A 25,246-nucleotide genomic window follows, 5' to 3' on the forward strand; every position below is an offset into this window, starting at 1 on the left:
GTTATTCTATTTTGTACAGCTGCCATCAGGCCTTGGAAGAAGCGCTGCCGGCAGAAATACCATTGCCCTTCTCATCTGTAGCAATCAGCTTGCAGTCCTGAATAATCTTTTTTCCTTCTTCGGAATAAACGAATGTAAACCATGCGTTAATCAGATCATCTTCGCTGCCCTTTTTGCAGATTTCAATGAATGGACGGTGTGCTTTGTAAGTACCGTTGTTGATATTGTCTTCTGTTGCATCTACACCGTCAACCTTAACCGCTGTTACGGTGTTGTCCACGTTGCCAAGGGAAATGTAGCCGACAGCAGCTTTATCGCTGGAAACCTTGGTCTTTACAGCGCCCGTACTGGTCAATTCGGAGGCATACTTGCACTTTTCCTTGCACTTAAAGATGGACTCAAAGCCATCGCGGGTGCCGGAAGCAGATTCACGGCCGATGACGTTGATTGCCGCGTCGTCGCCGCCGACTTCTTTCCAATTCTTAACCGCGCCGGTGAAGATCTTTGTAATCTGGTCGGTTGTCAGGTTCTTTACCTTGTTGTCCTTGTTCACAGCAATGGCAATGCCGTCGATTGCGATTGTCTTTACATCAAAATCGTCCGGTTTTTCTTCGTCTTTCAGCTTACGGGAAAGGTCGCCGATGAGTGCGGTGCCGGCTTCAACAGCCTTTGGCGCATCGCCGGAGCCATTGCCGCTCTTATCCACCTTAACATTCGGATATTTCTTCATGAATGCTTCGCCAAGTGCCTGGCAAACTTCTGCCATAGAGGTAGAACCGTTCAGTGTCAGGTTGCCGGAAATTTCAGTGGAAGCTGCTGCGGAAGCATCGGAAGAACCCGCGGCAGAAGCCTCTGAAGAAGATGCAGCCTTTGTAGAAGAAGCGTCCAGCACCTGCGAACCGCCGCAGCCCGCAAACATGAACGCGGAGCACGCAACTGTTGCGGCCAAAACTGCACTTACAAGTTTTTTCATTCTTTGAAATCCCCTTTTCTTATGTTCGTGTAAGATTTGCTCACGCCCTGTGAACAATTTCAATTTTATCGGTGCAATGTAAAATCTATGTTAAGTCCTCTTTAGATTGCAATTAAGTTTGCTTTTTATACGAATTTCCGTTACAATAGATAAAACATTGTTTGTTTTCTATAAATTTGCAGTAATCATTTTGTTGATTTCGTTATTTTGCTGCTTCTTCATCGAAATTTTTTTAATTTCAAACTATCTTTTTTAAGAACTATTAAAGTGAGGGACCTCTTTTATGCATGACCGCAGATTTTTAAAGCTGCTTGGCAAGACCTATCCAACAGCGCAGGCCGCCGCCGCTGAAATCATTAATTTAAAAGCAATTCTTAGCCTGCCCAAAGGTACTGAGTATTTTTTCAGCGACCTACATGGTGAAAGCGATGCTTTCCTCTATCAACTGCGCAGCGCCAGCGGTGTTGTACGCCGCAAAATCAATGAACTCTTTGAGCAGAGCCTGAGCACCAGCGACCAGGATGAGCTGGCAAACCTGATTTACTACCCGGAAGCCGGACTTGAAAAAGCACACCGCAGAAAAGAAAATTACGGAGACTGGTGCCGTATCCTCATTTACCGGCTGGTGGAAGTCTGCCGCGAGGCCAGCAGCAAATATACCCGCAGCAAAGTTCGAAAGAAGATGCCGCAGAACTTTGCCTATATTATTGACGAACTTCTGCACGCAGACGGTGGAAACAACAAATCACACTATACAAATGAAATCATTAAAACGATTATTGAAACGGGCATGGGAGATGAATTCATCACCGCGCTGTGCTACCTGATTCAAAGCCTGCTGATTGACCGCCTGCATATTATCGGTGACATCTTTGACCGCGGCCCGCACGCTGACCTAATTATGGACGCACTGATGGCACAGCACGACGTTGACATTCAGTGGGGCAACCATGACATTTCCTGGATTGGTGCCGCCTGCGGCAATCCGGCGCTGGTTGCAAACGTTGTGCGTCTGGGCATAAGCTACAACAACTTTGATGTGCTGGAGGACGGTTACGGAATCAACCTGCGTCCGCTGTCTGATTTTGCCGCACGCATCTACTGCGATGACCCCTGCACCTGCTTTGAGCCGCATACCCTGGACGAAAACGAATATGACCCGGTTGACTTGCCGCTGGCCGCAAAAATGCACAAGGCGATTGCCATTATCCAGCTGAAGCTGGAGGGACAGCTGATTCACTGTCACCCGGAGTATCAGATGGACAACCGGCTGCTGTTGGAAAAAATCGATTTCAAAAACGGCACCGTTATTGTTGACGACACTGTCTGTCCCCTGCGGGACACCTGCTTCCCAACGGTTGACCCGCAGGCTCCGCTTGCGCTGACAAATGAGGAGCAGGAACTGATGCACGCCTTGCAGTCCTCTTTCCTACATTCGGAACGTCTGCAGCGGCACATTCGCTTTTTGTACTCCAACGGCGGCATGTACCTCTGCTGCAACTCGAATCTTTTGTACCACGGATGCATTCCACTGAATGAAGACGGTTCTTTCGCTTGTGCCGCGCCGGACGGCAGCCCCCACTGCGGCAAAGAATATCTGGACTACATAGACCAAACAGCACGTGCTGCGTTTTTCTCCACTTATGGAACCACAGAACAGCAGTCCGCCGCCGATTTTCTCTGGTACCTCTGGTGCGGCCCGCTTTCTCCCCTTTTCGGCAAAAGCAAGCTCGCCATGTTTGAACGGTACTTTCTGAACGATGCGCAGACACATACGGAAATTATGAATCCCTACTACCGCCACCTGGAAAGCCGAACCACCTGCGAAGCAATTCTGCGGGAGTTCGGGCTGAATCCCGGTGCCAGCCACATTATCAACGGGCATGTTCCTGTGCGGCTCAAAGAAGGGGAATCTCCGGTCAAAGCCGATGGTCTGCTGTTCATGATTGACGGCGGCATCAGTAAGGCTTACCAAAAACAAACCGGCATTGGCGGGTATACCTTCATTGCAAATTCACGTTATCTGGCCTTGGCGCAACATATGCCGCTTTCTCCCGGTAAACTTGTGGAAGATCACAGTCCAAAGGTGCAGGTGGTAGAAGCTATTAAAGAACGCATTACCGTAGGTGACACCGATACCGGCGCGGAACTGCGCCTGCAGATTGCAGAGTTGGAGGAACTGCTCGCCTCTTACCGTTCCGGCCAATATCAGGAACACTACTGAAAATAAACAAAAAAGGACAGACCTGATTCATGTACGTCAGGCCTGTCCTTTTTATCATTCTTATAAACGAATAAACGAAATAAAAAGCAGTGAAAATTGCGGTCTGCTTACCACCTGTGGCTTGCCGGCCGCTCGTATTCCTGCTCGCAGTAAATGCAGCGGTAACGGCGGGTCTTGGCGTCACAAAGCTTAAATACTTGGTCAACACCCTCTTCAATGGTCGTAATGCAGCGCGGGTTTTTGCACTTGATTACATTTTTAATGTATTCCGGCAAAGAAAGCGTCTTTTTTTCAACAATGTGGCCGTCTTCAATGTAATCCACAGTGATATTGGGATCAATAAAGCCCAGTACATCTAAATTGATATCTACTTTGCCCTCAATTTTGATGATGTCCTTACGGCCAAACTTGCTGCTGCGGGCATTTTTGATAACCGCCACACAGCAGTCCAGCTTTTCCAAGTCCAGCAAATCGTAAATCCGCATACTGGTGCCGGCCTCAATGTGGTCAATCACTATGCCGGTTTGTAAGGAATCAATATTCAGCATGGCAGTTTCACCCCCAGCAGCGTTAAAATAAGTGCCTGTCGCACATAAACGCCGTTCTGCACCTGATCAAAGTAAGCGGCGCGCGGGTCGTCGTCCACATCCAGCGAAATTTCATTAACACGCGGAAGCGGATGCAGCACATACATATCAGGCTTTGCTGTTTTTAGCTTTGCTTCCGTTAAAATATAGCTGTCTTTCAAACGAACATAATCCGCTTCGTTGAAGAAACGCTCTTTCTGCACGCGGGTCATGTACAGAATGTCCAGATTCGGCAGAACCGCTTCAAGATCGGTCACTTCTTCAAACGGGATATTATTCGGCTTGAGCACTTCATCAATCATATAGCTTGGCACACGCAGTTCTTCCGGCGAAATCAGCACAAACCGAATGCCAGTATAGCGGGCAAGTGACTTAATGAGGGAATGAACCGTCCGGCCAAACTTCAGGTCACCGCACAGCCCGATGGTGAGGTTGTCCAGCCGGCCGCGTTTGCTGCGAATGGTCATTAAATCCGTCAGGGTCTGGGTTGGGTGCTGATGGCCGCCGTCACCGGCGTTGATGACCGGTATCTTGGAAAAATGCGCGGCACGGCGGGGTGCACCCTCTTTAGGGTGCCGCATGGCGCAAATATCCGCAAAGCAGGACACCACACGAATGGTGTCCGCCACGCTTTCTCCCTTCGTCGCGGAGGAAGTGTCACCGGAATGGAAGCCCATTACATTACCGCCCATGTTGAGCATTGCGGTTTCAAAACTCAAGCGGGTGCGGGTACTGGGTTCATAAAAAAGGGTGGCAAGCTTTTTGCCGTCGCAGACGTGCGCGTATTTCTGTGGGTGTGCCGCAATATCGTCCGCAAGGTTCAGCATGGTATCGATTTCTGAAACAGACAGATCCAGCGGGTCTATCAAGTGTTTTATCATGGTTCCTCCTGCTTTTGCTGAAATCAGCTTCGTTTCTTATTCACCGAGCGGTTTGCAGGCTTCACGCAGCCAACTGCATTCTTCTTTTGTGAGTTCCGGAGAGAGCTTTTCGTAAACAGTTTTGTGATAATTGTTTAGGTAAGTGGTTTCTTCCGGAGAAAGAAGTTCCGGCAAAATCGCAGCGCGGTCAATCGGGAAAAGCGTCAACGGGCGGAACGCATAGAACTGACCGTACTCAGTCTTTTCGTCTTCCACCACTTCCAGTGTATTTTCGGTACGGATACCGAAGCGGCCCTCCATATAAAGGCCGGGTTCGTCGGTAATAGACATGCCGGGCACGAGCGGGGTGATGTCACGGAAGCCCTGCGGGCCCTCATGCACGGCGCCCATGTAACCAACACCATGGCCGGTGCCGCAGCGATAGTCCAGTCCATGCTTCCATACCTGCACACGGGAAAGCGCATCCAAATCCTTGCCGGTAGTACCCTGCGGGAACTTTGCGTCTGCAAGGTCAATGTGTGCTTTTAGCACCCAAGTAAAGCACTCTTTTTCTTCCTGTGTCAGCCCACCCAGTACAAAAGTACGGGTAACATCTGTCGTACCGGTCAGGTACTGTCCGCCGGAATCCACCAGCAGGAAGCTCTTTGGCTGCAGGGAAGAATGGATTTCCGCTGTTGGACCGTAGTGCATCATTGCCGCGTTTGGTCCGTAAGCAGCAATCGTTTCAAAGCTGTCGCCGCGGTTGTCCGGCATCTGCGTGCGGTACTTGTGCGCAATTTCAGAAGCGTCCCACTCTGTCAGCGCTTCACCTGCCGCCATGCGGTATTCCAGTTCCATCTTAAAGCGCACCAGTGCTACACCGTCATAAACATGGCAGATACGCATATTTTCACACTCTGTTGGGTTTTTCACCGCCTTCAGGTGTGTTACAATATCCTTGCCCTCTAAGATTTCAATATTCTTGTTCGCGGTAAGACAACTGTAAAGTTCAAAGCTGACATCCGTTTTGCTGACCAAAACTTTTTTGGCACCAAAACCGTTTTTCAAGTCAGCGGGGAGCTGTGCGTAAGGACGTACTTCCACACCGGACTGTTTTAAATAAGCAGCAGCCGCTGCTTCCAGACGGTCTGCATCCAAATACAGATAAGCAGATTTTTCAGTCACCAGCAGAAATGCGATTGCAAACGGATTGCACGCAATATCGGAAGCACGCAGATTAGTTGCCCATGCAACATCGTCCAGCAAACTGTAAAGCTGCGCGTCTGCACCTTCTTTTTTCAGTTCAGCACGCACCTGTGACAGCTTGTCGGCGCAGGCTTTGCCGGAATAGCGTTCCTCCAGCAGATAAACCGGAGTAGCAGGCAGCGCCGGACGGTCCTCTGTCCAGATATCCTTAATAAGATCAACATTGACCAGAGAAGCGCCGGACTCAGCCAGCTTTTTCTGCAGACTTTCCGCCGCCTTTGCAGAGTACAGACGGCCATCCACCGCCGCCTTGCCGTTTTGAATGTGTGCGGCGAGGTACTCCTCAATGGTCGGCACACCCGGCTCCCGCATGCGCATCAGTTGAATCGGTGTTCCGGCAAGCTGCTGGTTCGCCTGAATGAAGAACCGGCCGTCTGTCCACAGCAGGCTCTCTCCTTTTGTAACTACCAATGTGCCGGCATCCCCAGTAAAGCCAGAGAACCAGCGGCGGGACTCCCAGTGTGCCGGGATGTACTCGCTCATGTGCGGGTCACTCGTCGGCAGGATTACTGCATCCACACCATTATTTCCCATTTTTTGCCGCAAAGCTTCGATTTTTTCCGCTACAGTCATTTCTGCTCCTTCCACGCGCACACAGAATGTTTTGGCCTGCAGAAAAAGCTCACCCGAAGAAGTTCCTGCTCTTCGGATGAGCTTTTTCTCTGCAAGCGGCATTCGCGCCGCGATTATGTGAATTTGTACAGAACCTATCCTTTAGATATCCCGAAAATCAGGCCTAACACAGTATACGAGTTTTGCCGTGCCATGTCAAGGCAAAGCAGGCTAAACCTGCACGCAGTGTTGTCTTTTACTCTCTGCTCTCCATAGGGATATACGGGCGATGAGAAGCAACGGTTTTGTACGCCGGACGAATAATCTTGCCGGCATTGATGCGTTCTTCCAGCAAGTGCGCGCTCCAGCCCGCAATACGCGCCATGGCGAACACCGGGGTGAACAATTCCATTGGCAAACCAAGCATATTATAAACAAAGCCGGAATAGAAATCGATATTTGCGCTGACACCTTTGTAGGTTCTGCGTTCTTTACCGATAATCTGCGGTGCCAGCCGCTCTACCAGTGCGTACAGGCCATACTCTTTCTGCATGCCCTTCTCTTCCGATAAATTTTTAACAAATTTGCGGAAAATTGTTGCACGCGGATCGCTGATGCTGTAAACCGCATGCCCCATGCCGTAAATCAGGCCCTTGTGGTCAAAGACCTTTCCGCGCAGTAAACCGCTTAGGTAATTGCCGACTTCCTCTTCGTCTTCCCAATCTTTCACGTTCTGCATCATATCAACAAACATCTGCACAACCTTGATGTTTGCGCCGCCGTGTTTCGGGCCTTTCAAAGAGCTGAGTGCCGCCGCAATGACAGAGTAGGCGTCTGTACCGGAGGAAGCCACCACATGGGTCGTAAAGGTAGAGTTGTTGCCGCCGCCGTGCTCCGCGTGCAGCACCAGTGCAAGGTCAAGGATCCGTGCTTCCAGCTCTGTGTACTTGTTATCAATCCGCAGCATGTACAGGATGTTTTCCGCGACAGATAAGTCGCTGCGCGGTGTATGAATAAAAAACGGCTGACTTGGGTCTGTATCATGCACATAAGCCTGATAGCCGTAAACCGCTAACTGTGGAAAAAGCGCAATCATTTCAATACACTGCCGCAAGGTATTTTCAAGGCTGGTGTCATTTGCTTTTTCATCATAAGCATACAAAGTCAGTACACTGCGCGCCAATGTGTTCATCATGTCGCTGCTGGGCGCTTTCATAATAATGTCCCGCACAAAATTCGTCGGCAGTGTGCGGTACTTGTTCAGCAGGCCCCGAAACTCTTCAAGCTGCGGTACAGTCGGCAGATCCCCGAAAAGCAGCAAATAGGTGGTTTCTTCAAAACCAAACCGCTTTTCTGTTAAAAAACCTCTGGTCAGGTCATTAATGTGGATTCCCCGGTAGTAAAGTTCACCCGGAATCGGCACTTTTTTGCCGGCAATCGTCTTTTTGGCACGCACCTCACTAATGTCCGACAGTCCGCACAGCACACCTTCGCCATTTAAATCGCGCAGGCCGCGCTTGACATCATACTCAGCATAAAGTGACGGGTCAATCGTATCTTTGCGTATGCACAACTGCGTCAGGTTGGTAATTTCAGGCGTAATCTCAAAAAATTCGTCCTCATTATTCTTTTTAACCAAATGCCTCACTCTCTTTCTATAAGATTTTCTGCAGTGTCCCTGTACACCTTATAACGTCAGAATTTTCCAATGCGCTGTAATGAAACTTATATTTTAGTTTAACATAATTCCCTTGTGAAGTCAATCTGTCGCAATTTAGTGAAATTTATATGAATTATTTATGAACAGTATATAAATCAGGATAGCAAAAATCCCACTGCTCCAAAAAAAGAGCGGCAGGATTTTGATAGGTTTCGGTTCACTTTTCACTCAAACTGCAGCTGCGCACAGCTTTGCGTACAGCAAGCACGCTTTTCGGATTGACGGAAAGTTCATCAATTCCCATGCGCAGAAATGTTTCTGTCAAGGACAAATCCGCCCCCATTTCTCCGCAGATGCCAACCCAACAGCCGTGCCGGTGGCCTGCTTCAACTGTCATCTGAATTTCCCGAAGCACTGCCGGATGATGCGGGTCACAGAAAGGCTCCAGCTTTGCGTTCTGCCGGTCCAGCGCACAGGTGTACTGCATCAGGTCATTGGTACCGATGGAGAAAAAGTCACACTCCTGTGCCAGCTCATCAGCACACAAAACCGCCGCCGGAGTTTCAATCATGGTTCCGATTTCAACCGTACCTAAAGCAGCGCCCTGCTGCTCTAGGTCTTTACGGCATTCCTCCAGCAATGCTTTACATTTCTGCAGTTCCTGTACACTGATAATCATAGGAAACATGATAGACAAATTTCCAAAGGCAGAAGCACGCAGAAGCGCACGCAGCTGTGTTTTAAAGAAATCATGGTTTGTCAGACAAATACGTACCGCGCGGAAGCCGAGAGCAGGATTCGCCTCCGGTTCCAGTCCCATATAATCTACTGTTTTATCTGCACCAATGTCGCAGGTACGCACAATGACTTTTCTGGGTGCGAGTGTCTGCACCACCTTTTTGTATGCCGTAAACTGTTCCTCTTCCGTTGGATAATCGCGGCTGTTCAGGTACAAAAATTCAGAACGGAAAAGTCCCACACCGCCGGCGTCATTCTCCAGCACCGCACTTACATCCTCCGGACTGCCGATATTGGCGTAAACGTGCACGGTTTTTCCGTCTGCTGTGGTGTCGGATTTACCCTTGAGTTCCTGCAGAAGCGCCTGTTTTTTCAGATCCTCCTGCTGGCGCTGCCGCAGCTTTTCCAGCAAATCCGGCTCTGGAGCAAGGTATACACAGGAGCTGTAACCGTCAATGACCGCTAATTTGCCGTCCCAGTTCTCCTTCACATCGCTGCACTGAATCAGTGCCGGAATGTTCATGCTGCGGGCAAGAATCGCTGTATGGCTGTTTGTGCTGCCCCCGCGGGTCACAAAACCAAGCAGCAGTTTTTTGTCCAGCCGCACCGTTTCAGAAGGAGTCAGGTCATCGGCTGCCAAAATGCACGGCTCGCTGCCCTGCAGCTGCGTATCCTTCCCCTGCAAAATGTTTAACATTGCCTGCCCAATGTCCTGCACATCCGCACTGCGCGCCTGCATATAAGCATTGTCCATAGAGGCAAACACTGCTGCCTGGTCGTCACTTGCCTTTTTTACAGCATACTCCGCACTTTTCTGATGCTCAACGATCAGTTTTTTAATTGCATCCACATAATCATCATCTTCCAGCATCATGGCATGAATCTCAAACACTTCTGCAATGTCTGCATTTGCCTCGGTCTGCGCTTTCTGATACAGTTCCTGCTGCTGTTTTACAGCCTGCTGCTGTGCGTTCAAAAAGCGCTTCATCTCTGTTTTGCTGCTGGCAGCTGCTGCATCGCTGATGTTGAAATCTGCTTTGCGAACAAAGCGAATCCTGCCAATCGCGATACCGCCCAGCACACTTTTTCCTGCTGCGACCTGCATGTTCAATCTCCTCTCTGCAGGGCGCTGTTCAAAGCAGTGCTCCTGCCGGTTGTAACATCATCAAAGATTTTTCTGAAAATACGTTTCCACTGCCTGTGCGCAGGCTTCTTCATCGCTGCCTTCTACTTTTACAGAAACTGTATCGTTCTGCTGCACGCCAAGGCCCATCAGCGCCATCAGCTTCTTCATATCACAGCTTTTTCCGCCCGCAGTAATGGTCGCTGTGCTGGAAAAACCTTTCACAAGTTTTACCAAAACGCCCGCCGGACGTGCGTGGATTCCACAAGCATCTTTTACTGTATACTGAAATTCTTTCATCGTAAACCCTCCGTCATTTTATTCTGCATTTTTTGTTTTTTACTGATCTAAATTACGCCTTTACTGCAAGCAGGTCTTCTCCAGCCTTGACTGTACCGGTGTGCAGCGGCTTTACAGACGCATAATCTTCTGTATTGCAGACGATCATCGGTGTTGTTGTTTTGTATCCCGCTGCCTGAATTGCCTGCAGGTCAAAAGTAATCAGCAGGTCACCCTTGTGCACTTTATCATTTTCCTGAACATGGTACTCAAAATATTTTCCGCCGAGTTTTACGGTATTGATGCCAACATGCAGCAGCAGTTCCGCACCGGTGTCCGTTGTCAAACCGATTGCGTGGCCGGTATCAAACAGAGTAGAAACCGTTGCATCCGCCGGAGCATACAGATTGCCGTCTGACGGCTCCACTGCAACGCCATCGCCAAGCACACAGGCTGCAAAAGCTTCGTCCTCCACCTCGGACATCAGCTTCATCGTGCCATTTGCACAGGCGCCAAACACGGCATCCTGCTTTTTCTCAGCGACAGGTACATCCGTCTGTGCCGCAGGGGCAGGTACTGTTTGGGGTTGTACCGCCTCCTCCATAATGTGTTGGGCTTCCGGTGTTTCCATAAAGTCCTCCAACTTCGACTTAATGACAGAAACCTGCGGGCCGTAAACGACCTGCACACCGTTGCCTCTGTGAATTACGCCGGAAGCACCGCTTTGCTTGAGCAGGTCATCGCTGACCTTGCCGCCATCCAAGACAGTCACACGCAGACGTGTTGCACAGCAGTCAACATCGGAAAGATTATCCAAACCGCCAAGGCCGCGCAGAATGAGTGCGCTCACTGTATTGGCTGCCGCAGAAGTACCTTTGCTTTCGTTTTGTTTGTTCATGTCTTTACGGGTGTACAGCTTCACTTCCGCATCGTCACGGCCAGGTGTTTTGTAATCAAACTTCTTAATCATAAATTTGAATACAAAGTAGTACAGGAAGAAATATGCCACACCGACAACTACGACCCAAAGCCAGTGGCTCTTTTCATTGCCCTGCATAATGCCAAACAGCGTCAGATCAATCAGGCCGCCAGAGAACGTCATACCCACACCAACGTTGAGAATGTGCATCAGCATATAGGACAGGCCGGCCAGCACACAGTGTACTGCATAAAGCGGCAGCGCAACAAACAGGAACGTAAATTCAAGCGGCTCGGTAATACCGGTCAGCATAGAAGTCAGTGCTGCGGAAATCAGCAGTCCGCCAACCTCTTTTTGCTTGTCCTTGCGTGCACACTGATACATAGCCAGTGCTGCACCCGGTAAACCAAAAATCATAAGCGGGAATTTGCCCGACATAAAACGGGTTGCAGCTACTGAAAATTCCGTAGTGTTTTTGGAAGCCAGTTCCGCAAAGAAAATGTTCTGTGCGCCGGAAACTGTGTTGCCGTCAATAACCGCTGAACCACCCACGGCTGTCTGCCAGAAAGGCATGTAGAAAACATGGTGCAAGCCAAAGGGAATCAGTGCACGTTCAATAATACCGTAAATCCATGTGCCAATATAACCGGAACTGAGCACTAAATTGCCAAGCCCTGTAATTCCGCTCTGCACAACCGGCCAGATAAAAAACATCAGAATGCCAACCATCAAGAATACAACTGCGGAAATAATCGGAACGAAGCGTGTGCCGCCAAAAAAGGAAAGTACCTGCGGCAGCTGTATCTCGTAGAAGCGATTATGCAGAGCCGCAACACCCAACCCAACGATAATGCCGCCAAACACACCCATCTGCAGTGTAGTGATGCCAAGCATAGTCGTTGTGGAGTTTGGTGCCATAGCCTGAACACCGCCTTTGGCAGCAATGAGAGCGCTGATGGCCGTGTTCATAACCAGGTAAGCAACTGCACCGGACAATGCCGCAACTGCTTTTTCTTTCTTCGCCATGCCGATGGCAACACCCATGGCAAACAGCAGCGGCAGGTTGTCAAACACCACGCTGCCCGTTTTGCTCATAATAGTCAAAACCATATAAATAACGGTACCTTTGTGAATCACACCGGTAAGTCCATATGTCGCGAGCATCGTTTCATTCGTAAAGGAACTGCCGATACCCAGCAGCAAACCGGCGATAGGCAGCAGCGCGATTGGCAGCATAAAGGATCTGCCCACACGCTGGAGAACGCTGAACGCCTTGTCTTTCATTGACTTTTCCCCCTGATTATTTTAATAAATTTGTTATAAAGGTAAAGCAGCCTTACTCATTTTGACCGGCCGCGCCAAAATGGGTATATAAAAACCCATATGCATCTATGGCTATTCTGCACAGATGCATATGGGTTTAGCCCAAAAGGTAACTATCCCAAACGGATTTTTATTTTGTTGTCTGTTCACTGGAAAGATTGATGCGTTTTAAATGAATCGTCAGAAAAAGCAGTTCTTCTTCTGTCAGTTCCTGATTCCAAGTTTCCGCCACATACGCGGCAATTTTTTTTGCACACTCGTAATGTTCTTTACAGCTGCTGGCAATCAGCCGGCGAAAGTCCTGATCCTGCATAGAGTCATCACTTTCCTGTTCGTGCTGAAAAAGGCGCTGCGCAAAGAAGCGCAGATGCACAGCAAGCCGACTGAACGCCAGCGATTCGTGGTCGAATGTCCTGCCATAGTAGGACTCTACCACCTTCACACAGCCGTCCACAAAGCGGGTAATGTCATTCGTAATGCTCATGGTGGTGTTCAGCTCCGCGTTTACGATATGCAGTGCAATGAAGCCCGCCTCATCTTTCGACAAATCAACAGAAAGCTTTTCTTGAATCCGCTGCACACACGCCTTACCCATTCGGTACTCCTCCGGGTAATACTCCCGGATGGATTCGAGCAGCGGGTTCTTGAACTCCACTCCCTGCTCCTTACGTTTGATGGCAAAGCTGATATGGTCAGCCAGGGTAATCAGAAGGCCTTCGTTCAGCGTATATGGGATTTTTTTGCGAATTTCACTAACCAACTCATCCGTCAGTAAAAAGTGGTCATACGGTATTTGTTCCAGCAAATCCATCAGCTTCTGCTGCACAGGCATACTGGCCATGTGGTAAATCTTCTGAACTGCGTCAGAGTTCACCGGCTGGCCAGCTTTATGTCCAAAACCAATCCCGCGTCCGGTAACAATCATTTCGTTGCCGCCTGCATCCGTTACGCAGAGGATATTGTTATTGATGACCTTTTTGATTGTAAAGACCATAAAAATCTCATCCTCCTAAAAGAAAAACCAACTCCCACAGTGCATCTGCTGGCATTTACACCAGTACCACAGCTGTAAGGAGTTGGTTAAGCCCGCCGAACGGTAACATTCCAACATCCAGATTAATTCTGTTTAAAGAGTATCACAGTTTATGGCATACTGTCAAGATATTTTTTGAAATGTTGATATTTTTGGTGATATGTACATATTTTTTTAATTCTATTGTACACTCCAACCATGGAAGCCAACCACAATATCTTTTAAAGCCAGAGCTTTCATATTTCTGCATAAAAAATCCGGGCTGGCTGCCCGGTGGATATCTGATTCAATCAGGCATACTTTTTTGTTTCGCTAAACCGCAGAGATATGAACAATAATATAACACATTTCGACTTTCTTTGCAAGGCTTCTTTATCAGCTGGAAAATACACCTCGGTCACTTACCAAAAGCCCTCTGAAGCCGCACACTGACTGCATAAAATTTTCAGAGCAGGCAAGTTTTGTTCACAAAATAGCGCTTGTCAAACAGCTATAACTATGCTACTCTAAATATGGAGGCACAAAGCTATGAAAATTCATGAATCTGCGGAAGATTATCTCGAATCCATCCTGATGCTGAAAGAACAGCTTGGCATGGTTCGTTCCATTGACATTGTCAACAAAACCGGCTACTCAAAGCCCAGTATCAGCGTTGCTATGAAGCATCTGCGCGAAAATGGATACATTAAAATGGACACAGAGGGCTACATTACATTAACTGACAGCGGAATGAAAATTGCCAGCAATATTTATACCCGTCACCGCGTTTTAACAAAACTGTTGGTAAGCCTTGGCGTGGATGAGGAAACCGCTGCAGCAGATGCTTGCCGCATGGAACATGACTTGAGCGAAAAATCCTTTGGAAAAATCAGGGAACATGCTGAACAGCATTTAAAATAGCCCTTACAAAAGCGACCCGCGAAAAAGCAGGGTCGCTTTTTGCTGCACGGCAGTTAAAATTTGTACGGATGAATTTGTACGATGCTATAGATTTCCACTGCTTTCATTGTTTTTTGTACTGCTTCATGCTATAATGCTTCGGATTAATATCGTAATTTTCCCCAATTTTTCGAATGGACAGAATTTTGTTAAGTGTTTCGGCAGGAAAGTTAAAGGAGTGTCAGAATGAAACAACTTTTTAATGATAACTGGTACTTTCGCAAAGCACCGCTGCAAACCCCAATGGAAGCCTTTTTCCATGCAGACGACTGGCAGGCTGTAGATGTTCCGCATGACTGGATGATCTACAACAGTCAAAATTTATATGAAGGAGCGGTTGGCTGCTACAAAAAGACTTTTTGCGCAGACACACTCGGTACTGACCGCCTTTCCCTTGTTTTTGAGGGCGTTTACCACGATACTACACTATATTTAAATGGAAAAGAAATTTTCAACTGGAAAAACGGTTACTCCCGCTTTGAAGTTGACCTTACGGATGAAATTCAGCCCGGCAAAAACACCATTCTTGTACGCTGCATTTACCGCAACCCGAACAGCCGCTGGTATCCCGGTGCCGGCATTTACCGAAACGTATGGCTAATACGCCGCCCCGCTGTGTGCTTCACCACAGGCGGAGGCTACCTTTCCACTGCACAGAACGGTTCCAATTGGACACTGTTTGCGGATTTTGAGGTTTACAACCACCTGAATACCCCCGCCAAAGCATCCATCCGTCATACCATTCTGGATGCAGCGGGCAAATCCGCCTGCACCCAGACCTCTGCTTTTTCCGCTGCTGCCGGACTGAATGTAGACAAGCAGCAGATGGCTTTCCACGCGCCGAAGCTTTGGGATGTGGAGGAGCCAAATCTGTACCGTCTGCGTTCCGAACTGCTTTTGGACGGAAAAGTTGTCGATACAGAGGAACAGCGTTTCGGTTTCCGCACCATTCGCTTTGACCCGAACCAGGGACTTTTTTTGAACAGCCGCAGTTTAAAAATCAACGGTTCCTGCGAACATCACACATTTGGTGCGCTGGGCGCCGCCATGAACAAAGCCGCTCTGCGTCGGCAGCTGCAGGCTTTGAAAGATATGGGTGTCAATTCCATCCGCAGCGCCCACAACATGCCCTCCGAAGAAATGCTCGATTTGTGCGACGAAATGGGTCTTCTGCTTTACACGGAAAGTTTTGATATGTGGGAAACCTGCAAAACCGACTATGACTACGGCAATTTCTTCAATAACTGGTGGGAAAAGGACGTTACCAGCTGGGTGCGGCAGGACCGCAGCCACCCCTGTGTGTTTATCTGGAACATCGGCAACGAGATTCCAGACACACATCAGCCGCGCGGACTGGAAATCACACAAATGCTGCGGGACGCGGTACGCAGACTGGACTACCGTTCAAATGGAGCCATCACCATTGCCAGCAACTTAATGGAATGGGAAGGTGCGCAGAACTGTGCCGATGCAGTTGACCTTGCAGGCTATAATTACCTTGACAGCCTGTATCAAAAGCATCATAAAGAGCATCCCGACTGGTGCATCTTCGGCAGCGAAACCGCGTCAACCGTACAGAGCCGCGGAATTTACCACTTCCCGCTCAGCAAACGCCTGCTGACCTATGATGATGCCCAATGTTCCACGCTTGGAAACTGCACAACCAACTGGGGTGCCAAAAACATTGACCACGTGATTGCCGCTCACCGCGACTGCAGTTTCTGCTTTGGCCAGTATATCTGGACTGGTTGGGACTACATTGGTGAGCCTACCCCCTATTTCAGCAAGAATTCCTTCTTCGGTCAGATTGACACCGCCGGTTTTCCAAAAGACACTTATTATCACTATCAGGCAGAGTGGACAGACTTCCACACAAAGCCCATGGTACATCTGCTGCCCTACTGGGACTTTAATAAGGGACAGCTGATTGACGTCCGTGCCTACTCCAATGCTCCAAAAGTAGAATTGTTCTTTAACGGAGAATCTATGGGTGCACAGCAGATTGACCATGCACATGGTACCGTACTGGAGGGCAACTGGCAGCTGCCCTACCGCAAAGGCGTACTGAAAGCGGTCGCCTACGATGAGCAGGGCAAAATTGCCGCCACAGATGAACAGTCGTCCTTTGGTGACCCGGTGTGCGTTAGCCTGAAAGCAAACAAAATGCAGCTGCTGGCAAACGGTGAAGACCTGCTGTTTGTGGAAATTGATACGCTTGACAAAGACGGAAACTTTGTTGCCAACAGCCGCAGCCGGGTAAACGTCACTGTCACCGGTGCAGGGCGGCTGGTCGGTCTGGACAACGGCGACAGCACCGATTATGAAGAATACAAAGGTACATGCCGTCGTCTTTTCAACGGACGGTTGATGGCAATGATCGCAGCAAAAACAAAACCGGGTGAAATTCACATTGAAGTTGCTTCTCCTTCTCTGAAATCAGCTGTCCTGACCATTCCGGCTGTACCTGCGCCGGTACGCTCCGGCATTTCCTGCTTCATGGAAAATACTGCTTCCTCCAAAAAAGATGACATTCCGGTGCGTAAAATTGAACTGACAAACCACGGTGTCAGCCACCTGGACAAAGAACATCCGCAAACCACAGTGACCGCGAAAATTCTGCCGGAAAACGCCACTTTCCGTCAGCTAGTCTTTGGGGCAAAAACCTTGGATGGTGTGGACAGCAACAGCGTAAAAATCGAAGTAAAGGGAAATACCGCCCAGATTAAAGCAGTCGGCGACGGCGCATTCCGTCTGTGCTGCTCCTGCAGCAATGACAAAGACCACCCGGAAATCATTTCTGAGCTGGAATTTGACGTTTCCGGTCTGGGCAGAGCCACCTTTGACCCTTACAAACTAGTCAGCGGCATTAACTGTACGGAATGCACCAGCGAGGCAAAGCTGAGTTTTCAGGGCGGTATCTACATTACTTCCAATGAACGCACCAACGTTGTTTTTGAAAACGTTGATTTTGGCGAATACGGTGCCGATGAAATCCACATTCCGATTTTCTCTTTTCACGACCAGCTGCCCATTGAAATCTGGCTTGGAAACGCTGAAAAGGGCGGCACCTGCCTGCTGCGTGCGGAATACAAAGCAAAAAGCTGGTACAACCATTACCAGGAAAACACCTACCGCCTGCCGCAGCGACTGAAAGGTGTGCAAACCATCACCATTGTGGTAACTCCCGACATTAAAATGTCCCTGCAGGGCTTTTACTTCACAAAACTTGAAAAAGCCTACGGCAAAAATGAAGCACTGGAAAACAACCGTATCACCGGCGATATGTTCCAAATTGAAAAAGACGTAATTACCGGCATCGGCAACAATGTCACCCTGGAATACGAAAATATGGACTTCGGCGAAGTGGGCTGTTCCTCACTCACCATCTGCGGACACTCCCCCATTGACCGCAACATCATTCATGTACGTTTTTACGGTGATGACGGCTCAGAGGTAAATCAGATTGCAGAATTCCAGCACAACGAGAGCTATGAAGAACAAACTTTCCAAATCAACGGCTTCAGGGGCAAAGGCAAAGTAAACTTCATCTTTATGCCCGGCAGTAAATTTGACTTCCGCTGGTTCCGATTCAATCGGCAGTAATAAAATTTACATTTTTTATTGACAATACTAGCATTTTATGCTAGTATTTTTTTAGGAAATATTTCCACAATATTAAAAAATGTAATGATTTTATGAAAAAAGTAGTTTCATCCATTCTGTTGGCAGCTATGTTATTTTGCACAGCAATTATGCCAACATATGCGTCTAGTCCGGCAAACAATGTTTCTCAACCATATGTAGTTTCAAAATCAGAAGTTGAATGCCCATCAAGTGATAAAAACGTCAGTACCAGCAAATACATTACAAAATTCAGCAATGGCTATTCTTATATTGATGTAATCAGTCTGAAGAAGGAACAAAACATTGTACCTTATAAAAATTCTGTGCAGCTCATGTCTGCACTAAGTGGATATAGTAATCGATATGTATTAGATGCATATCGGTACATAACTGGTACAGGTAATAACGTCCTTGTCGAAGTAAGGGTTCAAGGAACATTTTACGCAAATCGAAGTGCGAACAAGGTATACTGCAATACAACATATGGAACAGGATACACAATTAGGGCTTCCGGTATAAGTTGTGCCTCTTTTAAGGATTTTGCTGAGGGAACTATCAATAATCCGGCTAATATCTCTTACGCAGGTGCAAATTATACTTTTTCTAACCAGTTTGGCTGGGGAACTCCGGGTTCATTTAAGGTTGGCTGTGACTGCAATGGCAAAAAATATGTAGTGTAAGTAATTGCAAAGGAGGTCTGGTATGATGAAGAGTTTTGGGAAATCAGCTGCATTGTTACTTTCTGCAGCCATTCTGCTGTCAGCTTCCGCTTGTGGTGCTGCATCAGGCGCAAAAGCAGCAGAGGCAGCGCCAAACCAAAATGCTGCCGGAAAAAACAATCCTGTACAAACTTCTTTTAGAGCTTTCATTTGGACAAACACTACCGACGCAGGTGAAGGCGGCGAAGGCACCGCAACTTACGTCACTCTGAAAAAGAGCGGCAAAGACCCCCTGAAAGTAGAACTGCCGTGGCAGCTGTATGAACTTTCCTCAAAATTAAAGAACTGCGTGCTTACGCACAGTGAAGTTTCAGCTTCATCTGATTCACCTGCGCTTGACATTTGCTATGATATAGAAAAAGCACCCGGTACAACCGACACGGAAAGTGCACAGCACTACAAATGGGAAAACGGTACTTTTACTTACAGTGGAAAATTCAGTGAAAGTCAAAGTACTTGGCCGCTTGGAAAATATGAATCTTCTCAGGCAGCCGAAGTCATTAATACGCTTTATGATAAATTTTCCAAGGAATCGGGACTTGAGAATTATTCACCGCAAAGTGCTAAGTTAAACAATCTTTTTTCCAATGGAGTGCTGCCACAACAAATTGAGTTGGTTCGCGTAAAACATGGTGAGGCTATTATCACCGGTACTGCATCAGGCGAAACAACGAATCATACAAAATTGCTTACCAACAAGGCAGATATTGTAAAGTTCATAGACAAGCTCAATAATTGCACACTGTCCAAAACAAGCACGCCTGACAACGGATACAGTTATTCTCTCATTCTCAAAATGGAAAATGGCAGTTTTTATACATGGGAAAATAATTTATCTACAACACACGGCAGCTTTGTTCCAGAAGCCGGTATACCGATTGGTGAATATTATTCAGTGAAAATACAAAAATTGATAGACAGCTATTATACTTCTAGATAAAATATCAGACTGTTAAAATCAAACACATTCATCATGTTGTACAAGCAAATCAAAATGATAGATAAAAGCAGAGGACGCTTCACACAGAAGCGTCCTCTGCTTTATTTGCCGCTTTGTTCTCTGCCGCAATGCGGCGCTTGAGCCAGCCGCCTTTTAGGTAATAAATTACAAACAGCAGTGAAGCAATTACCCAAGAAATCGGGTAACTGAACTCCACCATCTCCACCGTGTGCTGCAGCGGCACCGCAATCAGCAGCCATGCCATACGCAAGCCGCAGACACCGAAGCAGGTAATCGCCGTCGGCACTGCCACATCCCCGCAGCCGCGCAGCGCACCGGAAAGAATTTCAATGCAAATATAGGTAATATATACCGGGACCAAAAAGTGCATCATCTGGATGCCCTGCGTCACAACTGCGCTGTCCTGCGAAAACAGGCGGAACAGCAGTCCACTCGACGGATATAATACTCCACTGATCACCACTGTAATTACAGTCGCCAATCCCAGCGAAACCATAGTTCCTTTTTTCACGCGTGCATACTGCCCCGCGCCAAAGTTCTGCCCCACAAAGGTGGTAACGGCAATGCCCAGTGAGCTAATCGTCATCCAGAACAGAAAATCGATCTTGCCGTAAACGCTCCAGGCTGCTACGGCAGTTGTACCAAAACTGTTGATTCCGCTTTGAATCAAAATATTGCTAATACTGTACAGCGAGCTCTGCATCGCCGCAGGCAAACCAATCCGGCAGATACTATTTAAAATCTTTTTGTCAATCCGAATTTGTGAACGATGGATTTCCCATGGTACCCCCTGCGAACCTATCAGGCAGCGTAGAGTCAGCCATGCACTCACGACCTGACTGATAACAGTTGCCAAAGCCGCACCAGCAACACCCCAGTGAAACACCGCCACAAATAGCAAGTCCAGCACAATATTGACAATCGATGCAATAATTAAAAAATACAGCGGTCGTTTGGAGTCACCAACCGCGCGCAGAATACTGGCACCCATATTGTAAATCATCTGCGGAATCATGCCTAAAAAGTAAATCCGCAGGTAAAGCGCCGCCATATCCGCAATATCTGCCGGCGTACCCATCCAGTCCACTGCAGGGCGGGCAACCAACAGTCCCAGAATTGTCAACGCCGCACCGCCAATTAAAGACAGAGCTAGCGAAGTATGTACCTGCCGATTGACCATATCCCGGTCTTGCGCACCATAACTTTGTGAAATAACCACACTTGCGCCGCTGCACAATCCTACAAAGAATCCCACAAGCAGCTGCACAAAGGAACCGGTAGCTCCAACAGCTGCCAGAGCCTGTGTTCCCACAAAGTTGCCGACAATCAGTGTATCCGCCGTGTTGTACATTTGCTGAAAAAAGGTGCCAAACCAAATGGGTAGAAAGAACAGCATCAACTGCTGTGGTATTTTTCCTGTCAGAATGCTGTTGGCGGAATTGTTTTGTTTCATCTCTTTCTCTCTCTGTCTCCTCTCATATGTTGTAAATAATTTTCAATATGAAATATCCGCAAAAAATTTTCATATGTCTTTTAGTGTACGACATTATTTTCATAAAGTAAACCCCAAATTTTTCGTTGGCTTAGACATTGGTGCCGCAGCATCACTTGACATATTTATTAAAATGTTTATAGTTAAAAGAAAATATGAAAATTTTGGAAGATGAGGTTTATATGGAACAGAAAAGTCTTGTAGTCTACTATTCCCGTTCCGGAAACACAAAGGCACTTGCGAAACTGATCGCCCAGCTTGCGGGAGCAGATTTGTTTGCACTGGTACCTGTTGATTCCTACCCCACTGAGAATAGTGCAGCAATCGAGCAGGCAGAAAAGGAAATTCGCAGCGGATTTCAGCCTAAGCTGCAAGGTCTGCCGTATCTGGAAACTTATGATACCATATTTGTCGGCACACCAAACTGGTGGGGTACAGCTGCACCGCCGGTAACTGCCTTTTTAAAGCAGTGCTGCCTTTCCGGTAAAAAGATAGCGCCTTTTTGGACCAGCGGCGGTGATGGTACACAACATATTTTACAGGATCTTATGGAGCTTTGTCCTGATTCGGTTTTTTTACAGTATTTCACCGCAGTGAACAAGTGCTTTTTGAAAGAACAGGTCGTACAGTGGCTGCAGAAAATCGGTTACCACTGAAAAAAAGCACAGACCGAAGCTGCTTCTGCAGCTCTCAGCCTGTGCTTTTTCTGTGCCGTTTGCTTACTCTTTCAGCCAGGTTTCAAAATCATCCGTGGAAATCTTGCCTTCCAAACACTTATCCCGCAGTGCACGCGCACGTGCAGACCACTCCAAAAACTCCTCGCGAGTTATGCGCCCGTAACGAATGCGTGCATTATGTGTTTTGTAAGCACGGTTGTAAAGCCGCAGAATTGGATCCTTCATCTGCTTCTGCTGATAAACACGCACCGCACCCATCTGGCGGCAGGTTTTCTGAGAACCTTCAATTTTCCTGTCACAGTACTCAGCGTTCATGCTGCCGTTGACTGCAAAATAGCGGCCGCAGTTTTTGCAGACCTTAAAGCAGACTCCCTGCTTTAAATAACCGGATATCAGGAAATGATACAGATCCTGCAGAGAGCGCGGATAGAGCGCATCCACCATTTCCAGCGGCACTTCCTGTGCGCGCAGTTCCTGCAGCGTGGGAATTACCGGATAATCACAGCCTTCTTTTTTCCACAGGGGGAACTGCACCGTCGGCAGAAACTCTGTAACAACCATGGAGTATTTCAGCGGTGAACGGTCGCCCAGCCTATGCGTTAAAACCAAGTCTGCATAGCGGTCAACGTAAGTAGAGGCTTTTTGGTCTTCCGCATTCATGCAGTCTTTTACCAAAAGCATCAGGTTGCCGCGCATCTGCTTGTAAAGCGGAACCAACCGTGAAAGCAAACGCATATCAATTGCAATCGTCTGGCCTGCCGCCTGCGAAAGGATTTGGCTCGCAAAGCCAAAAAACGGATGCCGATTTATCAGTTCCAACGCCAGCTTACGTAACTGATCCCAATGTGCGTGCACTTGGAGCCCCGCATTAATTTCTAGAAAAACCGTTTCTGTGCGGCGAAGCTCCTCATATACATCTTCAAAATCATCATAGATAAAGGAAATAACCGACTCCCCAATCGGCATTTGCTGAGCGGATACCTGCAGCTTTTTATCATCTTCATAAGTTTGCAGTTCAAACGTTTCCTCTTTTCCCTGAAAATAGATTCGCAGAGTAGTATTATTTAAAATATCCGGGTTTGCCAAAATCGCTGCACCTCTTTCATTTCAATACAACAAAACCATCTTTACTAAGTGAATGATTATTTCTAGTTATATAATCACTATAATTTTATATGTTCTAATTTAATACAAAGCATACGTGCAGAATTTGAATATAGACAAATAATCTATGTTCGGTTTAGATAATCTGAATAATTAAGTTTTATATCCGATATTCTAAGAGTATAACACTCATTTTACTATTTTTCAAGCACTTGTATGCACAAGTGAATCATTTTTATATTAATTTTTAGTGATTTTCAAAACAGAACAGCAAAAAGCAGTGCTTTTTTTGCCACATTCGGCACAAAAGCACTGCTTTTTCAGTTATATGTCAAATTATTTTAAAAATCCGTCAATAATTTTAGACTCTGCTTCCTTTTCTGTAAGTCCAAGCGTCATTAACTTAATCAGCTGCTCACCGGCAATCTTTCCAATCGCCGCCTCGTGAATCAGAGAAGCATCCACACTGTTTGCTGTGAGTTCCGGAATCGCATGCACCACACCATGATCCATCACGATTGCGTCACACTCTGAATGACCGGTACAAACTGTGTTGCCAATAATCCGGGAACGGAAAGTCTGCTGGCTGTGGCCGCGCGCAACGGAATGGGAAACCAAATCCGCACCGCTTCCTTCGCCGTTCAGTTCCACTTCAAACGCACTTTCGGCAAGCTGATTGCCGTGCGTCATAATTTTTTCCCGAATCACCATACGAGCGTCTTTATCAAGCTTTGCTTTGGTCAAGCGGCTAGTGGAATCCACACCCTTAATCTGGGTCGTGTTCATTTCCATATAAGAGCCTTCCGCAAGTTCTGCCCACGTCTGCGGGTTAATAATGCGCTGACCGGTTCCGCTGCCAATACCGATGTGTTTTTCAAGGTAAACCACATGTGCACCTTTTTCCAGAAAGAAGCGATGAATGCCGTTGTGCTTGGATTCCTCCTCACCGTCCGTATGCACACCGCAGCCCGCAACAATAATCACATCTGCACCGGCCGCAACGTAAAAATCATTGTAAACCAAATCTTCCACGTTGCTGTGTGTTACACAGGCAGGAATATAGACTTTTTCACCTTTTGTACTGCCGTCAATATGGATATCGATGCCCGGCTTATCCGTCTTGGGCGTAATTTTAATATGTTCAGAATTCTGACGTCCAGCGCAGGCACCATCTTCACGAATATTGTATGCCCCCTGCGGCACATCCTGCAGGTCAGAAACCAATCCCAGCAGTTGCTTCGTTATCTCATTCATGCTTTTGGTCCCTCCTTCGGGCAAAATGAACAGCTGTTTTCACCGCTGAGCAGTGTCGGATAAATCTCATCACGCGGGCCGTGTGCAGCGATGCTGCCGCCGGAAATCACAACGATTTCATCCGCAATATCCAAAATGCGCTCCTGATGAGAAATAATCAGCACAGAGCCGTTGATTTCACGGCGAAGCGAACGAAATACATCAATCAGGCTGTTAAAACTCCACAGGTCAATGCCCGCTTCCGGTTCATCAAAAATCGTCAGCTGTGTTTTGCGCGCCAGCACCATCGCGATTTCAATACGCTTGATTTCACCGCCGGAAAGACTGCCGTTTACTTCACGGTCAACGTAGTCGCGTGCGCACAGTCCCACGTCCCGCAGATAACCGCACAGCTCTGTGTAGGAAAGTTTCCTGTCAGCTGCCAACTCGATCAAGTCCCGCACGGTAAGACCTTTAAAGCGAACCGGCTGCTGAAATGCATAGCTGATTCCCCTGCGGGCACGTTCCGTAATGGAAAGTTCTGTAATGTCCTCTCCGTCCAGCAAAATGGTACCCGCTGTTGGAGCTGCAATTCCCGCAATGATTTTTGCAAGTGTGGTTTTACCGCCGCCATTTGGCCCGGTAATGACCACGAACTTCCCATCCGGCACCGTTAAATCAACATTTTTCAGGATTTCCTTTTCATCGGGAAGCTCCAGCGATATGTTTTTCAGTTCCAGCATAACTTTATCTTCTCCCAATTTATAATTTGTTCTGAAAGGCAGTGGGAAAGCACTGACCGTTTTTTCTCAAAAAATCCAGTAATTCCGGCAAAAAATGACTCTACTTATTATAGCAAAAAATATGCATTTGTCAAAGTACAGACAAGCTGCAATTTAGCATTGCATTTCCATTGTTTGCATGGTAAAATACAAATATATTATGGGTTGGTATGACTAT

Annotated in this window: 19 protein-coding genes; 6 read left to right on the forward strand and 13 right to left on the reverse strand. The window is 47.6% G+C overall.

Annotation, left to right across the window (positions count from 1 at the left end; genetic code table 11):
* Positions 1-25: 25 nt before the first annotated feature.
* A complete protein-coding gene (locus H6X83_RS09270) occupies positions 26-973 on the reverse strand; it encodes a phosphate ABC transporter substrate-binding protein (RefSeq protein WP_212506208.1) in 948 nt (315 codons plus the stop codon).
* 283 nt (positions 974-1,256) lie between these two features.
* On the opposite strand from H6X83_RS09270, the gene H6X83_RS09275 reads away from it, so the two are divergent.
* Complete coding sequence (locus H6X83_RS09275; protein WP_212506209.1) at positions 1,257-3,197, forward strand: fructose-1,6-bisphosphatase; 1,941 nt, start codon at positions 1,257-1,259, stop codon at positions 3,195-3,197.
* A 107-nt stretch (positions 3,198-3,304) separates the two neighbouring features.
* On the opposite strand, the gene H6X83_RS09280 is transcribed toward H6X83_RS09275, so the two are convergent.
* From H6X83_RS09280 to licT, 8 genes are all read right to left on the reverse strand, one after another.
* Complete coding sequence (locus H6X83_RS09280) at positions 3,305-3,745, reverse strand: aspartate carbamoyltransferase regulatory subunit (RefSeq protein WP_212506210.1); 441 nt, start codon at positions 3,743-3,745, stop codon at positions 3,305-3,307.
* Positions 3,739-4,662 carry an aspartate carbamoyltransferase gene (pyrB, locus tag H6X83_RS09285; protein ID WP_212508550.1) on the reverse strand — a complete coding sequence of 308 codons (924 nt, stop codon included), beginning with the start codon at positions 4,660-4,662 and terminating at the stop codon, positions 3,739-3,741. The genes H6X83_RS09280 and pyrB overlap by 7 nt, the downstream gene beginning before the upstream one ends.
* Positions 4,663-4,701: 39 nt before the next feature.
* On the reverse strand, positions 4,702-6,483 hold the full coding sequence (locus H6X83_RS09290; RefSeq protein WP_212506211.1) for an aminopeptidase P family protein: 1,782 nt from the start codon (positions 6,481-6,483) through the stop codon (positions 4,702-4,704).
* Positions 6,484-6,718: 235 nt separating this feature from the next.
* A complete protein-coding gene (locus tag H6X83_RS09295) occupies positions 6,719-8,101 on the reverse strand; it encodes a citrate/2-methylcitrate synthase (protein ID WP_212506212.1) in 1,383 nt (460 codons plus the stop codon).
* Between the two features lie 238 nt (positions 8,102-8,339).
* Positions 8,340-9,965 (reverse strand): phosphoenolpyruvate--protein phosphotransferase, encoded by a 1,626-nt coding sequence (gene ptsP, locus H6X83_RS09300; protein WP_212506213.1) that lies wholly within the window; start codon positions 9,963-9,965, stop codon positions 8,340-8,342.
* A 60-nt stretch (positions 9,966-10,025) separates the two neighbouring features.
* The gene (locus H6X83_RS09305) at positions 10,026-10,283 is read right to left on the reverse strand and encodes an HPr family phosphocarrier protein (RefSeq protein ID WP_212506214.1); all 258 of its coding nucleotides are present in this window, start codon (positions 10,281-10,283) and stop codon (positions 10,026-10,028) included.
* A 52-nt stretch (positions 10,284-10,335) separates the two neighbouring features.
* Entirely contained in the window at positions 10,336-12,465 is a 2,130-nt protein-coding gene (locus tag H6X83_RS09310; protein ID WP_212506215.1) for a PTS sugar transporter subunit IIABC, read from the reverse strand.
* A gap of 169 nt (positions 12,466-12,634) precedes the next feature.
* Positions 12,635-13,498 (reverse strand): BglG family transcription antiterminator LicT, encoded by an 864-nt coding sequence (licT, locus tag H6X83_RS09315; RefSeq protein ID WP_212506216.1) that lies wholly within the window; start codon positions 13,496-13,498, stop codon positions 12,635-12,637.
* A 567-nt stretch (positions 13,499-14,065) separates the two neighbouring features.
* Between licT and H6X83_RS09320 the strand changes: the two genes are divergently transcribed.
* From H6X83_RS09320 to H6X83_RS09335, 4 genes are all read left to right on the forward strand, one after another.
* Positions 14,066-14,437 carry a metal-dependent transcriptional regulator gene (locus tag H6X83_RS09320; protein ID WP_212506217.1) on the forward strand — a complete coding sequence of 124 codons (372 nt, stop codon included), beginning with the start codon at positions 14,066-14,068 and terminating at the stop codon, positions 14,435-14,437.
* Positions 14,438-14,662: 225 nt separating this feature from the next.
* Positions 14,663-18,079, forward strand: a complete 3,417-nt coding sequence (locus tag H6X83_RS09325; RefSeq protein ID WP_212506218.1) for a DUF4982 domain-containing protein — start codon at positions 14,663-14,665, stop codon at positions 18,077-18,079.
* Positions 18,080-18,171: 92 nt separating this feature from the next.
* Positions 18,172-18,780 carry a hypothetical protein gene (locus H6X83_RS09330; protein WP_212506219.1) on the forward strand — a complete coding sequence of 203 codons (609 nt, stop codon included), beginning with the start codon at positions 18,172-18,174 and terminating at the stop codon, positions 18,778-18,780.
* Positions 18,781-18,802: 22 nt separating this feature from the next.
* Positions 18,803-19,759: a hypothetical protein gene (locus H6X83_RS09335; RefSeq protein WP_212506220.1), complete on the forward strand. Its 957-nt coding sequence runs from the start codon at positions 18,803-18,805 to the stop codon at positions 19,757-19,759.
* Positions 19,760-19,838: 79 nt separating this feature from the next.
* Here the strand turns inward: H6X83_RS09335 and H6X83_RS09340 are convergent, their stop codons facing one another.
* The gene (locus H6X83_RS09340) at positions 19,839-21,233 is read right to left on the reverse strand and encodes an MATE family efflux transporter (protein WP_212506221.1); all 1,395 of its coding nucleotides are present in this window, start codon (positions 21,231-21,233) and stop codon (positions 19,839-19,841) included.
* Between the two features lie 221 nt (positions 21,234-21,454).
* Between H6X83_RS09340 and H6X83_RS09345 the strand changes: the two genes are divergently transcribed.
* Positions 21,455-21,928: a flavodoxin gene (locus tag H6X83_RS09345; RefSeq protein WP_212506222.1), complete on the forward strand. Its 474-nt coding sequence runs from the start codon at positions 21,455-21,457 to the stop codon at positions 21,926-21,928.
* A 63-nt stretch (positions 21,929-21,991) separates the two neighbouring features.
* On the opposite strand, the gene H6X83_RS09350 is transcribed toward H6X83_RS09345, so the two are convergent.
* The 3 genes from H6X83_RS09350 to H6X83_RS09360 form a co-directional block, all read right to left on the reverse strand.
* Positions 21,992-23,035 carry a DUF6076 domain-containing protein gene (locus H6X83_RS09350; RefSeq protein WP_212506223.1) on the reverse strand — a complete coding sequence of 348 codons (1,044 nt, stop codon included), beginning with the start codon at positions 23,033-23,035 and terminating at the stop codon, positions 21,992-21,994.
* A 354-nt stretch (positions 23,036-23,389) separates the two neighbouring features.
* Positions 23,390-24,307, reverse strand: a complete 918-nt coding sequence (locus H6X83_RS09355; protein ID WP_212506224.1) for a SufB/SufD family protein — start codon at positions 24,305-24,307, stop codon at positions 23,390-23,392.
* Positions 24,304-25,029 carry an ABC transporter ATP-binding protein gene (locus tag H6X83_RS09360; protein WP_212506225.1) on the reverse strand — a complete coding sequence of 242 codons (726 nt, stop codon included), beginning with the start codon at positions 25,027-25,029 and terminating at the stop codon, positions 24,304-24,306. The genes H6X83_RS09355 and H6X83_RS09360 overlap by 4 nt, the downstream gene beginning before the upstream one ends.
* Between the last annotated feature and the right edge of the window lie 217 nt (positions 25,030-25,246).

Origin of the sequence: Caproicibacterium amylolyticum, assembly GCF_014467055.1 — a bacterium.
Taxonomy (GTDB): domain Bacteria; phylum Bacillota; class Clostridia; order Oscillospirales; family Acutalibacteraceae; genus Caproicibacterium; species Caproicibacterium amylolyticum.